Below are 15,645 nucleotides of genomic sequence, written 5' to 3'. Positions count from 1 at the left end.
GCGTCTGCCGTTGCCGCTGCAGCCGGAGTTCTCGGCTGCAGCGGCAACGGCAGACGCGTCAGGAATTGGATGGCCAGCACCAGCTCCGATAGCCAGCCCTTTATCCGCTTACCCGCCATAACACAATCCCTCCGATCCCACAGATGATGCTGACGATGTAGAGGAGCCGCACGGTACGCCGGATATCCTCGGCCTCCAGCGGCCGCAGCGGCCAGCCCAGACGGGCCCTCTCGCTCGGCACGCCGAAGTAGACGTTGCGGCCGCCCAGCTCGATGCCGAGCATGCCTGCCACTGCCGCCTCGGGGATGCCGCTGTTGGGGCTTGGATGCCGAGAGGCATGCTCTCGGACGGCGCGGCGGCCGCGCCGGGGCGACGCGCTCGGGATCATCAGACCCGCCGCCAACAACAGCCAGCCCGTCAGACGGGCCGGCACATAGTTCATCGCGTCGTCGAGTCGCGCCGACGCCTTGCCATAGTCGATATATCGATCATTGCGGTAGCCGACCATCGAATCGAGCGTATTGACCGCCCGGTACAGCATCGCCAGCGGAGCGCCGCCGAGCAGCGCCCAGAACAGCGGCGCCACGAGAGCGTCGACGGTGTTCTCCGCGACGGTCTCCACGGTCGCCCGCGCCGCCTCCGGCTCGTCCATCGCCGCCGTATCGCGGCCGACGATGCGGCCCGTACAATCGCGCGCCTCCGACATCCTGCCCTCGCGCAGTGCCTGGTAGACGAGCATCGCCGCATCCTTCAGTCCCTTGACGGCAATCGTCGTCGAGATATACCAGATCGTGACGCCGTAGCCGAGCCATGGATGCAGCCACTGCGCCGCCGCGACGAGGGCGGCCATCGCGATCCCGGCCGCAGCCGGGACCGCGATGGCTAGCAGCAGTCCCTTGCGCCGCTTCACGGCAGGCGGGTCCGCTTCTCGATAGAGGCATCCTTCGAGCCAACTTATCGCGCTCCCGATCCGGATGACTGGATGGACCGGCCGCCGGGGATCGCCGACGGTCCAGTCGACGACGATCGCAGCGGCGATCATGAGGGCGATCTCGCCCAGCGAGTAGCCGATCACAGCTCGTCCAGACGGGCGGCGATCGACTTCAGCTCGACCGGGATGCCCGCTGTCACCAGATAGACGCGCTCGCATACCGCCGCCAGACGACGATTGAGTCGTCCCGCTTCATCGCGGAAGCGACGGCCGAGCGGGTACTCCGGCACGAGACCGCCGCCGACCTCGTTGGTGACGAGCAGGAGCGGCAGCGGGTAGCTGCTGCACAGCTCGATCAGCTGCTCCGTCTCCGCTGCGAGCGCCGCCGCCTCGGCCTCGCCCCATGCGCCGCCCGCGCCTTCGAGCGCCAGCATCCGGTTGGTCAGCCACAGCGTCAGACAGTCGACGAGCACGACCGGCGGACGTAGCTCGGGGACAGATGCGCGACCGAGCCCTGTCCCCGACAGCCGAAGTCGATCCGCTGCGAGCTCGGCTTCTGTGTCCGAATCTCGCAATCTCGGCCCCACCTGCCCATCGTCAGACGCCAGCTTGCTCTCTTGCGCCGCTGCGCGCCCAACGTCTGCCGCCGATCCGCCCATTCGCGCCGCCTCATATCCGGCGCCGGTCGCGAGCTCGCGGAGTCGGTCCGTCAGATCATGCGGCTCCTCGATCGTCCGCCAGTCGAAGCCGCTGGCCGCCCGCTGCTGGCGGTGCAGCTTCAGCCGCTCCTGCATCTCCTCGTCGAGCGGCTCCAGCGTCGCCACATAGACGCCGCTATCGGCCAGCCTGGCGGCTGCGGCCTCGGCAAAGTCGCTCTTGCCGCTGCGCGCGCCGCCTGTGATCAGTATCGTCATCTCGCTCCCCCTCTCACTTCTGTCTCTTGCCTGCTATGCTAGTCCATCTAGCTCCGGGATACGCCTGCATCCTCGAAGGTCGCCATCTCGCGAATGATACGGGAGGCAGCCTCCACCAGATGGAAGGCGAGCGCGGCGCCAGTGCCCTCGCCGAGCCGCATCCCGAGACGAAGCGGCGGCTCCAGCCCAAGCGTCTCTAGCAGTCCGGCATGTCCGCGCTCCTGCGACAGGTGAGAGGGCAGCACATACGGCGCGACCGCAGCCGCCAGCCGCAGCGCGACGAGTGCCGCCGCCGTCGAGATGAAGCCGTCGATCACGATCGGCAGCCGCCGCGCCGCGCCGCCGAGGATCAGTCCCGCGAGAGCTGCGATCTCCAGACTGCCTATCTTGGCGAGCGTGTCGAGCGGGTCGGCCGGGTCCGGCCGGTTGGTCGCGATCGCTTGGGCGATGACCGCTTGCTTGCGTTGGCGCGCCTCCTCCGTGATGCCCGTGCCGAGGCCAGTCGCCAGCTCCAGCGGGAGCCCGCAGAGCACCGCACAGAGCGCGGCGCTCGCCGTCGTATTGCCGATGCCCATCTCGCCGGTGCCGAGCAGCTCGACGCCGCGAGATGCCAGCTCATCCGCTACCTCGATGCCGGTCAACACCGCACGCGACGCCTCGTCCCTGGTCATCGCTGCGCCTCGGGCCATGTTAGCGGTGCCGGGACGGATCTTGCGCGGCCAGATCGCAGGATGCGCCAGCTCCGCTGCGACGCCGATGTCGACGCAGTGGACCTCCGCGCCGGCTTGCCGCGCCAGCACATTAACGGCCGCCCCGCCAGCGGCGATGTTGAGCGCCATCTGCGGGGTCACCGCAGCCGGATAGGCGCTCACGCCTTCCTCGCAGACGCCGTGGTCGGCCGCCATGACGACGATCGCCTTGCGTCTTAGTATGGGATCGACCTCGCCGCAGATGCCAGCCAGACGCACAGCAAGCGTCTCGAGCGCGCCGAGACTGCCCGGCGGCTTGGTCAAGCTGTCCAGACGTGCGGCTGCCTGCGCCATCGCCGACTCATCGAGCGGGCCGATCGCGCTCGCCACCGCCGTCAACTGTTGTTCTGCCGATTGCTTCATCTCTTCGTCGTGCCTCCTCTTGCTTGCTCTCCATCTGTATCCAATGCCTTATGCGCCGGTTCGAAGGCTTCGCCTGTACGAGGATTGAGCAGTACCTGCGGGCGACCGGTCTGCGGATGCTGCAGCACGTCGGCATCGGCGTCATACACCTCGCGCAGCAGCGCCGGCGTCAGCACCTGCTCCGGCCGTCCCGACGCCGCCACCCGTCCCTGATGGAGGACGAGCAACCGATCGCAGTATTGCGCCGCCAGATTGAGATCGTGCAGCACGGCGACGACGGTCAGACCGTCTCGGCGCTGCCACGCCCGCACTGTATCGAGCAACTGCATCTGATAGCCGATATCCAGATACGTCGTCGGCTCAGCGGCGGCGAGCGCGGTCAGCCGCATCGCCGCCAGCGCTTGCTCGATCACCTCGAGGCTGTCCGCTTCCTCGTCGCCGAGCCAGTTCTGATACGGGAACCTTCCCATCTCGACGACCTCGCGCACCGTAAATGCCGTCTCAGGCAGGCCGCCTTGCTGGAGCACGGCCATCAGCCGCGCCAGCTCGCGACGGCCGTATGCGGACACGGAGCGGCCGCGCAGCAGCGCATCGCCGCCATCCGGCCGCTCGACGCCGGAGAGCAGGCCGAGCAAGGTCGACTTGCCCGCGCCATTGGGCCCGATGATGCCGACGATCTCGCCTGCCTCTACCCGGAAGCTGACCCCCTCCAGAATCGTCTGTCCGCCCGCTCGCTTAACCAGTTGTCTCGCCTCAATCATGGACTGTCTCTCCCCTCACCAAGCTCTTGCGCCGCTTGAGCAGATACGCGAAGAAAGGCGCGCCAATTAAGGCGGTGACGATGCCGAGCTGGATCTCCTTGGGACTGGTCAGCGTGCGCGCCAGCGTGTCCGCCCATAGCACATAGATGCCGCCGCCAATCGCCGAGAGCGGCACGATCAACCGATAGTCCGGCCCGACGAGCAGCCTTACGATATGCGGCACGACGAGCCCGACGAAGCCGACGACCCCGGAGACGGACACCGCCGCTGCCGTCAGCAGCGTCGAGAGGACAAGGACCGTCAGCTTGGTCCGCTCGACACGCATCCCCAGATGCGCGGCATGCCGCTCCCCCATCGCCAGCAGGTTGAGCTGGCGGGCGTAGTACACCAGCAGCGGCAAGCCGATCGCCACGAAGGGCAACAGCAGCCGCACATGTCCCCAATTGCGCTTGGAGAGACTACCCATCAGCCAGAACAATACCTCGTTGACGACGCCCTGCGAGAGCGAGACCATATAGGAGACGATCGCCGTCAGGAACGCTTGCACGACGACGCCGGAGAGGATCAGCGTCTCGATGCCCATCGCGCCCTGGCTGCGGGCCAGCCAGAACACGGCGAACATTGTCACCAGACCGGTGCTGAAAGCGACGATCGGCACCGACCAGAGGCCGATCACATGCTGCATCCCGAACAGGATCAGGAATGCCGCTCCCACCGAGCTGCCGGACGCCACACCAAGCGTATACGGGTCGGCCAGCGGATTGCGCAGGATGCCCTGGAAGGCGGCGCCCGCCAGCGCCAGACAACTGCCGACCAGGACGGCCAGCAGGACGCGGGAGAGCCGCACCTGGATGATGATCGCCGTATCCAGCTTGGTCCACGGCGACTCGCCGCTCGTCCACGGCAGCTGGTGCCAAAGAATGCTCCATACCTTGGCCAGCGGGAAGCCGGCCGAACCGATCGATAGCGAGAGGAGCGCAGATGCGCCAAGGAGGAGCATCGCTGCTCCTCCATAAATGTACAATCGTATACGCATCGCCGGTCTACTCGAACCGGTCGGGATGGATCGCGCGGGCCAGCTCCAGCAGCCCGTCGGTGAGGCGCGGCCCGACCCGGACGAGCGGATCGTTGGTCACCTCGTGCAGCTCGCCGTTGCGAACGGCGTCGATCGCCTCCCAGCCCGGACGGCTGGCGATCAGATCAGGGATCGTCATATCGCCGCCAAAGTCGGGGTAGATGATGATCTCGGGATTGCTCTGCAGCACTTGCTCGGGATCGATCTCGAACCAGCCCTGCTCGTCGCCGGCCACATTGACGCCGCCAGCCAGCGTCAGCAGCTCGTCCAGAAATTCGCCGCGTCCGACCGACCAGCCCGGGGAGAACTCCAGATAGACCCGCTTATGCGGGGCGTCCTTGACCGCTTCGACGACTTGCGCCTTGGCGTCGCGCATCTGCTGCGCCACGAGGGTCGCTTCGTCCTGACGGTCCAGCAGCTGCCCCATCTGCTCGATATGGGCGATCGTCTCGTCCAGCGTCTTCGGATTGGAGGTGAATACCGGGATCTCCAGTCGGCGCAGCTCCTCGAGCGCCTGCGCGTTCATCGAGGCGGAAGCGACGACCAGATCGGGATTAAGCGCCGCTACCGCTTCGATATTGGTCGACATATCGCCGATCTTGGTGATGGCAGCGACCTCCTCGGGATAGTTGCTCCATTCGTCGACGCCGACGACCTCGCCGCCTGCGCCGATCGCGAACAGCACCTCGGTCTCGCTCGGGACGAGCGAGACGATCGCCTGCGGCGCCGCCTCGAGCGTCAGCTCGACATCTGTCGCATCCGTCACCGTGATCGGGTATTGCGTCGCGCCGGACGCCTCTCCGTCCCCTCCATTCGACGGTGCAGCATTGTCTCCGCCATTGTCCACAGCTACGCCCGGCTCCTGGATGCGCGGCTCCTCTGCCTTGCCGCCGCATGCTGCCAGCGTCGCCATGATCGCGATGAGCATCATCGCGATCCATGCTCTGTACCTCCGTTGCTTGCCTGTGTAACCCATCTTGCCCTCATCCTTCCTCTTGTTGCATAGTCCCTTGCTACTGCGTCATCGCCCCTATACAAGGCTCGCCAGAGCGCTTCGCAAACATACAAAAAAGCATGCCGACCCAACGTGTCAGACATGCTTCGATATGATCTCCAGCATAGCAGCCAATCCGCCCCGGCATGCGCAAGCGGGCTGCCGCGATCCAACAGCTGCCTAATCACCGGATTTCACTATACCATCCCGGATACGCGTTTGTCCAGACGAGCTGACACCTGCCGCTTGCTCCCTATACCGAACGGGTGCTTGCGGCAGGAGACGAACCCGCAGATGACCTTTAGGCGATGACCCAAAAGTAGAATACGGCAGCCAGCAGGAAACGGTACAACGCAAACCAGGTCAACCGCAGCCGCTTGATCAGATTGATGAAAGTGACGACCGCAAGCATCGCGACGATAAACGAAGCCGCCAGGCCAACCAGAAAAATCGGCGCATCCGCCGCGACCAGCACATCCCGGCTCTCGTACAGGTCAAGCGCCGAAGCGCCGAGCATGATCGGCACCGAGATGATAAAGGTGAACTCCGCCGCAGCCTTTTGGCTGACGCCAAGCAGCAGCCCGCCGGAAATCGTCGAGCCCGAGCGCGAGAATCCTGGCCAGAGCGCTAAACATTGGAAGCAGCCGATGCCGAGCGCCTGCCTGTACGACAGATCGTCCATCTCCGCAGCCGTGATCCGGCGCTTGCTGCGCTCGGCGATGATCATGAGGATGCCTCCGGCAACCAGACTGTACAGCACCGGCTCCGGGCCGAACAGATGCTGCTTGATAAAGCCGTGCAGCAGGAAGCCGAGCAGCACGGCGGGCAGAAGCGCCAGCACGATATGGATCGCATCCAGCTTGCCCGGCTGCTTAAATCTCAAGGCCAGCATATCGCGCGCCAGCGACATGAATTTCGGCCAGTACAGCACCAGCACCGCCAGCACCGCGCCGAGCTGGATGACGATCTTGAACGTTTTGGCCGATTCGCCGACGAAGCCAAGCCCTTCGCCCGCGAGGATCAGGTGACCGGTCGACGACACCGGCAAAAACTCCGTCAACCCTTCGATGATGCCTAAAATTATCGCTTGAATGAGTTGCTCCAATAGGCTACGCCTCCTCCGCTAGACCTCCCAGCCGCTCCAGGATTCTGCGTTTGCGGTAGAGCATATGGGCCGCTTCGGCGGTGTCCCGCAGCATGCCCCGGTTGATGAACGCGCCGAAGGCCAGCCCGGCGACCGGGATGAGCTGGAACAGCTTTTTCCACCCGAAATTGTCCCGGTACGCCGCCATCACCTCGCGCCAGCCCTGCAGTTGGGACATGACGGCGACCTGGCTCTCCGGACGGCCATAATGGCTCAGCTCCTCGAGGATCGCCTTCTTGCCGACGATGTCGGAGGATGAGAACTGCAGGCATTTGACGGCGAAGATGCGCTCCTCGTGAATCGACGGGTCATAGCCATGGCAGAGCGCGATCTCCTGGATGATCTTGAGGCACAATCCAAGGATCGCGGGGATGTCTGCCGCCAGGGTGAATATGCCGCCGATGCCTATGCTCGCGCCCTGCACCGTCGCCAGCCGCGTACCTTGGTCCGACAGCTGGTCGGCCGCCGCCATCATGACGGAGATCGGGACATGCTCGCCGATCTGCCCCAGCGTGACGCTATCGTATCTGGCTGCCTCGGGATCGCCGCTCTCACGCCATAGCTGCTCGACCAGCTTCACCGTGCGCGGCTCGGAGATCAGATAACGGCCTCCCGTCTGCACGTATGAGCCAAGCTCGTTCACCACCTCGTTGATCTTGTTCTGGATGACGCGCGGTGTCACCTTGTCCAGCAGCATGAACGGCAGGCGGCCCAGCTTCTCCCAGAACCAGATGTCCTTCTGCTCCTTCTCCCATGAGCGGATCTCTACCAGCATATGCTGCAGCTCGTCCCAGGATTCCTTATTCATGATCCCACTCCAGCTCCTTCCGTTAATTATTGATGCCTATTATACGGGGAAGGCAAGAGAAGGTTTCTGCCGGTTCGCCTCCAGACGACAAAAAAAACGCCCGCAGCCATCGAAGGCTGCGGACGGTCAAAGCGATTATTCCTGGTGAGCCGGCGCTTTGCGGAACCGGGATACGAATTCGTAGACAACCGGTACAATAATAAGCGTCAGCAAGGTCGAGCTCGTCAGACCGCCAATAACGGTGACGCCAAGTCCCTTGGAGATCAGTCCGCCGGACTCGAAGCCGAGCGCCAGAGGCAGCAGCGCGCCGATCGTCGCGATTGCTGTCATCAGGATCGGCCGCAGCCTTGTGCCGGCTGCCTCCAGCAGCGCCTCACGCACTGCCAGTCCGTCCTTCTGCTTCTGGATGACTCGGTCGATCAGGACGATCGCGTTGGTGACGACGATGCCGATCAGCATAAGCGCGCCGATCAGGGCGGTGACGCTGATCGTCTCGCCAGCAATCCAGAGGCCGACGAGCGCGCCGATGACGGTGAACGGCAGCGAGAACAGGATGCTGAATGGCGTCAGTCCGCCGCCAAAGGTGATGACGAGGACGAGGTAGACGATCGCGATCGCCGCCGCCATCGCCAGACCGAGCTGGGTGAACGATTCGTTGATCTGCTCGGTGACGCCGCCTTGGCCGATCTCGATTTGAGGCGGCAGCTCGAGCAGATCGACCTGCTTCTGCAGCTCGGTCGAGACGCTGGCGACATTATCGGTCGTCGCTGTCGCGCTCACCTCGGCATAGACGCGGTCATTGCGCTTGGTAATCGTATTGGCCGCTTCGCCCTCCTCGATCGTCACGACATCGCTGAGCGGCACCTGCATGCCGAGCGGCGAGTTGAGCATGACGTTCTCCAGATCCTCGCGGGACCCATAGGACGATTGTTCGACCTGGATATAGACATTGAGTTCCTTGCCCTCATGCTCGATCGTAGTCAGGACGGGGCGCTGCCTGTTCGGACTGAGCTCCATCGCGATCTGGCCGGCAGCCAGACCGTATTGGCTCAGCTTCTCCTGATTAGCGACGAGCACATACTGGTCATAGGTTTCGGACATGCTGGAGCTGACATTGGTCAGCTGATCCTGCCCGTTCATGATGCCGACCACCTGATCGACATAGGGACGGATCGTCTCCATGTCCGGTCCGTAGATGAACAGGGATAATCCGCTGCCGCCCAGACCGCCGGTCATGAAGTTTTGCTGCTTCCATTCGCCATTGCCGCCGATGCCTTGCAGCTTTTCCAGCACGACGTCCTTCTCTACGGTGAAGTTTTTGAAGTCCGAGTCATAGCTTAGGAAAAACAGGGCTTGCTTGGACGCGCCAGGACTCATCGGATTTTGTCCGCCGACCGAATATTGCAGCGTCTGCACGCCCTCCTGCTCCATAAGCGCCTTCTCCGCCTGCAGCGCCAGTTGTTCGACATTATCGCGCGACTCGCCCGGCGCCGGATTGTAGGTGATCGTCATCACCTTCTGTTCCTCTTCCGGCAGGAAGCTGGCGCCGATGATCGGCGCGATGAACAAGCTTGCGATCAGGAGGAGCGAAGCCCCGCCAAAGGTGATGGCTTTATGATTCAACGACCAGTTCAATATGCTGCGGTACCCTTCGGCCATCCGTCCCGGCTTGTCTTCATGCCGCTTCAGCTGGCGCTCGCCGCTCAGCACCTTGCGGAACATCAGATGAGCCATCATCGGCACGATCGTAATCGCGACGAGCAACGACGCGAGCAGGGCGAAGACAATCGTAAGCGCAAATGGCAGGAAAATCTCGCCGATCGCTCCTTCGACCAACGCGAGCGGCAGGAACACCGCGATCGTGACGATCGTCGAAGCGAGGATCGGAACAAACATCTCCCGCGTCGACTCGATGACCAACTGTTTGCCGGTCAGCTTCTCGCTTGAGAGCGCCATCCGTCGATAGATATTCTCGATGACGACGATCGAATCATCGATGACGCGGCCGATCGCGACGGTCATCGCCCCCAGCGTCATGACGTTGAGCGTAATGTCCATCCGGCTCAGAACGAGCAGCGCGATCAGGATCGACAGCGGAATCGAGACGACAGAGATGATCGTCGAGCGCACATCGCGCAGGAACAACAGGATAATGATGACCGCGAACAACGAGCCGATCAACGCCTTGCTCAGCATCGTCTCGACCGAATCCTCGATCGGCTCGCCCTGGTCCATACTCACTTGGACGTCAAGACCGCTGTACTGCGACTTCATGCTCTCGATCTCGGCCTTGACCGCATTGACGACCTCGACGGTGTTGGCGTCTGCCGCCTTGACGATCGATATGCCGATGGAGTCCTGGCCGTTGGTGCGCGAGATCGACTCGGCTTTGCCGAGGAGCGATACTTCGGCGATCTCGCTCAGCGGGACGGTTGGCAGGCCCGGCATCTGCATGCCTTCCGGCAACTGCTGCGCAGCGGCCTCTCCGGCTCCTTGCGGCGCCGCTCCTGGCTGTTCGCCGCCTGCTTCACCCTGGGCGTCTGCGCCGCCTGGCGCAGCCGGGGCCTCCATGCCGCCACCCGCCGCCGGGATCGCCGGGATCCGCAGATTGCGCAGGTCGTCCAGATCGATGATGTTGCCGTCGACGAGCACGGCCTTCTCCGTATCGCCGAACTCGAAAATACCGAGCGGCACCTGGAGCGCAGAGCCCTGGATGATGCCTTGTACCGTCTGCTGGTCCAGACCAAGCTCAGCCATCCGCTGCTCGTTGAAGACCAACTCGACCTCCTGGACATGCTGACCCGAGATCTGGACATCAGCTACGCCTTCGATGCCTTGCAGCGCAGGGACAAAGGTCCCCTCGACGAGCTCGGTCAGCTCAGCCAGCTCCGTATTGGCGTCAGATACGCTGAAGGTGTAGATCGGGAAGGCATTCAGCGAGATGCGCGACACATCGCTCGCCTGCGCGCCATCCGGCAGCGCCAGCTTGTCGAGTACCTCCTTGACCTCCAGCTCCGCGCGTTCCATATCTTTTTTGTAGCTATACTCGAGGATGATTGACGATACGTTCTCCATCGAGGTCGAGCTGACGACATTGACCCCTTCAAGGTTGCGCGTCCGCTGCTCGATCGGCTGCGTCACCTTATCCAGCACTTCCTCCGGGGTCGCCCCGGGGTAGATCGTCGTGATGCTCAGAATCGGCACATTGATGTTCGGGATCGTCTCCATCTTCATCGTGAAGCCCGAGTAGAGACCGGCGACCGTGACGATCAGGGTCAATATCCATAGCGCAAATTTGTTATTAATTGAAAATCGAATCATACTTTTCATAGGCGTTTCCCCAGCTCCTTTTTTATCTCTAGCACCATCTATTTGAAGCGGTACCCGACACCCCATATCGTCTCGATATATTGGGGATCCGACGGGTCCTGCTCGATTTTTTCGCGCAATCTGCGGATATGGACGGTAATCGTATTGAGATCGCCCATCGAATCCAGCCCCCAGATCCGCTCGAACAGCTCATCCTTGCTGAACACCCGGTCCGGATAGCTCGCCAGCAGCGTCAGCAGATCGAACTCCTTGCTGGTCAGCGGCGCCTCGGTCTCGTTGACATAGACACGGCGCGACGGCTTGTCGATGATGAGCCCCCTTACCCGGATCTGATCCTGCTGCGCATCCTTGGTTCCCTTCAGCCGTTCGTAGCGCGACAGATGCGCCTTCACCCGGGCTACCAGCTCGCCAGGAGAGAATGGCTTGGTCATAAAATCATCGGCTCCGAGCCCCAGCCCGCGGATCTTGTCGATCTCGGCTTGCTTGGCGGACACCATCAGGATCGGAATGTCCTTGGTCTGGCGGATCTGCCGGCAGATCTCAAAGCCGTCCACAAACGGCAGCATCAGGTCGAGAATAATCAGGTCGTACTGTCCGGCCAGCGCCCTCCGCAGGCCGCTGTCGCCGTTATTCTCCAGCTCCACGGCAAAGCCGTGGCTCTCCAGATAGTCGCGCTCTAGCTCGGCGATCGCGCTCTCGTCCTCGATAATCAGTATGCGCGCCATCGCAATCAGCCTCCCCTCTCGTCAGTTATGCTTGCAGTATTGTTCTCTTGCACCAACGGCAATCGCAGCAGGATCAGACTGCCCTCGCCGGGTCTGCTGCGAGCGTCCACTTGACCGCCATGCCCCTCGACGATCCGCTTGACGATGGCGAGCCCAAGCCCACTGCCGCCAAGCGCCGAATTGCGCGACTGCTCCGCACGATAGAACCGGTCGAAAATATGCGGCAACGCCTCTTCGTCGATCCCCGGACCCGAATCGCGGATCCCGATGACGGCCATCCCCTGCTCTTCTCTCAGGCTGACCTCGATTTGCTTGTCGACCTCGTCAGGCATCCGCTTCATGTACTTGAGACTGTTATCGAGTATATTGGACAATACCCGGCTCAGCTTCTCGCCGTCGGCGAACACCGGCAGACTGGCGTTGGTCGGGATGTCCACCGTCAGCCGCACGCTCGTCTTCTCGATGTCGTAGCGGCATTCCTCCAGATAATCCTCCAGATAGCTGACCAGATTGAAGGTTCGCAGCTCGTAAGGCTCTTCATTCAAGTCCAGTTTGGAGTAGAGGAACAACTCGTTGATCAGGACGTCCATTTCGGTCGCTTTTTTGTAGATTGTCTGGATGTACTTGAGCTGCATCTCCTCGGTGTTGGCGACGCCGTCGAGCAGACCCTCCACATAACCCTTGATCGCCGTTATCGGCGTCTTCAGATCATGCGAGATGTTGGAGATCAGCTCCTTGCGGTTATGCTCGACCTGGACGCTCTGATCGATGGACTCTTTCAGCCGCAGACGCATGTTCTCGAAGGCATCGCGCACCTGGCCGATCTCATGGTTTTTCATCGGCTCGAGCTGGTAGTCGAGGTGGCCCGCTTCGATATGCTCGGCTGCTCGTCTTAGCTTGCCTAGCGGTCTGGTCAACGATCCGGAGACAAGGTAGGCCAGGATGAACAGCGTGGCTGCGATAGAGACCAGGAAAATCAACATGATTAGCGGTTGGAGATAAAAGGGCAGCGTCTCGTATTTGAGCAGCAAGGTGATGCTCGTGTCGCCCCCGTTCGTCTCCGCGATGCGCAGGACGTAGTAATGCTTGCCGTCGTGCTTCATCGTCTCCTCCGAGCTCGCCATCACCTCGGGCACCTCGGGCACCTCGGGAACCTCGAGTCCCGCAAGCCATGGCGATTCGCCGATCAGCCGTCCGCCCTGCTCGACGCGAATCGCCGATTCCCATTGACCGTAACGTTCGATCAGCTCTTGCAGGTAGTCATCGTCCTCCAATCTCTCCGGATGCTCCCGCAACGCATAGCGCACTTCGCCGGTCAGGCTGGTCAGCTCCAGCTCGCGCTCGCGGTTGACTTCATAGGTATTGCGCAGATCGATACTGCCTCCGATGATCGGCCACGTCAGGAAGAGGAGCAGCACCAGCACCAGTTGGGGGACGATGATCATCCCCAGAAATGCCAGCTTCAGTCTCCCGGTAATGGACATCGTTCGCTCACGCCTTTGTTTGAGGTAGTTTTATCATACAGTGTAGTTATGAATCAAATCGAAACGAGGTATTAAATAATTCTTAAGCGCCCGTCAAACAGAAGAAAGACGCGAGCCCGAGCCTTTGCAGGGGGTGTCGCGTCTTGGGGTCTGCTTAATGAAGTCCGCCAAACTTCTTGAGCGGCCAAATGCGAAATACCGCCTTGCCCTCCAGCGAGCTGCTCGCGATCAGCCCGAGCTGTCGGCTGTCGATGCTCTTCTCGCGATTGTCGCCGAGCACAAACACCTTGCCCTCCGGTACGGTGATGGGCAGCTCCAGTCCGTTGGGGAAGGTCTGGCCGTTGGCATAGGGCTCGTCCAGCTTGGCTCCGTTCAGGTAGACGGCGCCTTCGCGCATATCGACGGTATCACCGGGCAGCGCGATCAGCCGCTTGATCAGGCGGATGTCGCTCTCCGGCCCGTCGATGATAACGATATCGCCGCGCTCCGGCTCGGTGAAGCGGTAGCTCAGCTTGTCCTCCACGAGCCGCTGGCCCTCCTCCAGCGTACCGTACATCGAGCTTTGATGCACCTGAGCCTGGGCGAAGGCATAGTTCTGGATTAGCAGGGCGATGCCTATCGCCATCACGATCGACACGACCCATTCGCGCACTTCCTTTTGCCAGCTTTTGCGCTGGTTCCGCCACGGCTTCACTTCCTGTTCCATTCCTCTTCCTCCTAGCTAATAGACAATCATACTATTGGTTATACGTGCTGGATGACAAAATGTTGCAGTTCGCTCAAGACGGGATACTGCGCGCCGTCACCAGCGCGATAAACAATACCAGTCCAGCCGCGGCCAACACATAGTCGGCTAGCTGCAGCTCCAGACGATACAATCTCGTCGGCGTCCGCGTCTCTCGACCAAACCCCCGCACCTCCAGCGCCTCGGCCATCTGCTCCGCCAGTCTGAGCATGGAGATCATATAGGGCACCAGCATGCGCGGCAGCTGGCGGAAGGCGACGCGTCCCGGTCGAGCCGTCGACTTGCCTCGCGTCCGCGCGATCCGGGCAAACCGCTCCCACTCGGCGGTCAGGAGCGGCAGGAAACGGAAGATCAAGGCTACCGTAAGCGCCACCGTCCGTACCGGCGCTCCCAGCCTCGCCAGACCCGACAAGCCTTGCTCAAGCGCCCGCTGCATCCGGAACGGCGTCACCAGCTGCGCCAGCGCGATGCCGAGCAGCATGACGAGGAAAATCTTGGCGAACTGCAGCGTCGTCGCCGCCCCGGCGGTCAGATCCCATCCCAATGGTCGCAGCTGCACGGCCGACAGAGCGGTGACGATAATCGCAAACAAGGCATACATCCGGATCACGCCGCGCCAGGCGGCCAACTCGTCCCGGACCTGCCAGAGGATCGCCCCGGTAACCGCCGCGCCGACGAGCAGACCTGGCCAGGCTTGCTGGAGGAGCAGGCCGAAGCTGAGCAGCATATAAGCGGCCCACAGCGCCCGCGGATCGCGCGCGCGCAGCCGACTCCCTCGAGCGGCGTCAGGCGCTGCTGATGCATCCGTCGCTGCGACAGAGACCGCCGCGACGCGATCAGACGAGCGCACCGGAGATGCCTCGATCGCCGGGCGAGGCCTGCCAATCTGAGCGGCGATCCGCTCGGCCAGCTGCTCTGGCGCTATCCTGTCGCTCTCCGCCAGACCCGGGATCGCCAGACCGCGCCGCCGGAGCGCCAGCAGTACAGCAGCCTCCTCGGTCATCTGCGGCGGCGCGACATCGCCATCGCTTACCGCCTGCTGCCAGCAGTCGGCCGTCTCCCGGCGCGTCCGGTAGCTCTGGACGCGACCATCCGCGAGCTCGATCACATAGTCAGCGAGCGGCCACAGCGCATCCCAATCATGGGTGACGATGAGAGCGCCGCCGCCCTGCGAGCGGTGCTCGCGCAGCAGCTGGAGCAGCTCGCGCACACCGGCCCCGTCCAGACCGGCCGTCGGCTCGTCGAGCAGCAGCCAGCGCGGACGCGTCACGATCGCGCAGCACAGCGCCAGACGGCGCTGCTCGCCGCCGCTCAGCCGCCAGGGATCGCTGCCTAGCAGCTCCGGCGAGAGCGCGCACCGGGGGAGTGCGGATGCGATACGGCGTTCGCTCTCAGCCGACTCCAGACGCAGCGGCGACAGCGAATAGATTAGCTCGTCCCGCACTGTGGGAGCGAACCATTGGGCGTGGCTGTGCTGCAGCGTGATGGAGAAGGCAAGCAGAGCCTCTCGCTTCAGCCTGCCCTCTCTCCATAGCGGCAAGCCGTCGATGTGGATCGTCCCTTCCTGCGGCTTGTGCAAGCCGGCCAACGTCTCCAGCAGCGTCGTCTTGCCTGCGCCATTG

At 62.7% G+C, this 15,645-nt stretch carries 13 protein-coding genes; all 13 read right to left on the bottom strand.

Annotated elements, in window-relative coordinates; all coding sequences use genetic code 11:
* Positions 1–100 precede the first annotated feature (100 nt).
* A complete protein-coding gene (gene cbiB, locus PA598K_RS34365) occupies positions 101–1,075 on the bottom strand; it encodes an adenosylcobinamide-phosphate synthase CbiB (protein ID WP_128661218.1) in 975 nt (324 codons plus the stop codon).
* Positions 1,072–1,845: a bifunctional adenosylcobinamide kinase/adenosylcobinamide-phosphate guanylyltransferase gene (locus PA598K_RS34360; RefSeq protein WP_128661217.1), complete on the bottom strand. Its 774-nt coding sequence runs from the start codon at positions 1,843–1,845 to the stop codon at positions 1,072–1,074. Before PA598K_RS34360 ends, cbiB begins: the two co-directional genes overlap by 4 nt.
* A gap of 47 nt (positions 1,846–1,892) precedes the next feature.
* On the bottom strand, positions 1,893–2,957 hold the full coding sequence (gene cobT / locus PA598K_RS34355; RefSeq protein ID WP_128661216.1) for a nicotinate-nucleotide--dimethylbenzimidazole phosphoribosyltransferase: 1,065 nt from the start codon (positions 2,955–2,957) through the stop codon (positions 1,893–1,895).
* Positions 2,954–3,718, bottom strand: coding sequence for an ABC transporter ATP-binding protein (locus tag PA598K_RS34350; protein ID WP_128661215.1), 765 nt, complete (start codon positions 3,716–3,718; stop codon positions 2,954–2,956). Before PA598K_RS34350 ends, cobT begins: the two co-directional genes overlap by 4 nt.
* On the bottom strand, positions 3,711–4,754 hold the full coding sequence (locus tag PA598K_RS34345; RefSeq protein ID WP_128661214.1) for a FecCD family ABC transporter permease: 1,044 nt from the start codon (positions 4,752–4,754) through the stop codon (positions 3,711–3,713). The genes PA598K_RS34350 and PA598K_RS34345 overlap by 8 nt, the downstream gene beginning before the upstream one ends.
* A 7-nt stretch (positions 4,755–4,761) precedes the next feature.
* Positions 4,762–5,769: an ABC transporter substrate-binding protein gene (locus PA598K_RS34340; protein WP_128661213.1), complete on the bottom strand. Its 1,008-nt coding sequence runs from the start codon at positions 5,767–5,769 to the stop codon at positions 4,762–4,764.
* A 319-nt stretch (positions 5,770–6,088) separates the two neighbouring features.
* The gene (locus PA598K_RS34335; RefSeq protein WP_128661212.1) at positions 6,089–6,892 is read right to left on the bottom strand and encodes an undecaprenyl-diphosphate phosphatase; all 804 of its coding nucleotides are present in this window, start codon (positions 6,890–6,892) and stop codon (positions 6,089–6,091) included.
* Between the two features lie 4 nt (positions 6,893–6,896).
* Positions 6,897–7,739 (bottom strand): EcsC family protein, encoded by an 843-nt coding sequence (locus tag PA598K_RS34330; RefSeq protein ID WP_128661211.1) that lies wholly within the window; start codon positions 7,737–7,739, stop codon positions 6,897–6,899.
* 135 nt (positions 7,740–7,874) lie between these two features.
* Positions 7,875–11,069 (bottom strand): efflux RND transporter permease subunit, encoded by a 3,195-nt coding sequence (locus tag PA598K_RS34325; protein WP_128661210.1) that lies wholly within the window; start codon positions 11,067–11,069, stop codon positions 7,875–7,877.
* A gap of 38 nt (positions 11,070–11,107) precedes the next feature.
* Positions 11,108–11,794 (bottom strand): response regulator transcription factor, encoded by a 687-nt coding sequence (locus PA598K_RS34320; protein ID WP_128661209.1) that lies wholly within the window; start codon positions 11,792–11,794, stop codon positions 11,108–11,110.
* Positions 11,795–11,799: 5 nt separating this feature from the next.
* Positions 11,800–13,278: a sensor histidine kinase gene (locus PA598K_RS34315; RefSeq protein ID WP_128661208.1), complete on the bottom strand. Its 1,479-nt coding sequence runs from the start codon at positions 13,276–13,278 to the stop codon at positions 11,800–11,802.
* Between the two features lie 154 nt (positions 13,279–13,432).
* Entirely contained in the window at positions 13,433–13,984 is a 552-nt protein-coding gene (gene lepB, locus PA598K_RS34310; RefSeq protein ID WP_128661207.1) for a signal peptidase I, read from the bottom strand.
* A 73-nt stretch (positions 13,985–14,057) separates the two neighbouring features.
* A partial coding sequence (locus PA598K_RS34305) for an ATP-binding cassette domain-containing protein (protein ID WP_128661206.1) occupies positions 14,058–15,645 on the bottom strand: 1,588 nt, incomplete at its 5' end.

It is taken from the genome of Paenibacillus sp. 598K (assembly GCF_003851045.1).
Classification (GTDB): Bacteria; Bacillota; Bacilli; order Paenibacillales; family Paenibacillaceae; genus Paenibacillus_D.
The sequence above is the reverse complement of the archived record's forward strand: the minus strand, read 5'-3'. Positions and strand labels throughout refer to the sequence as shown.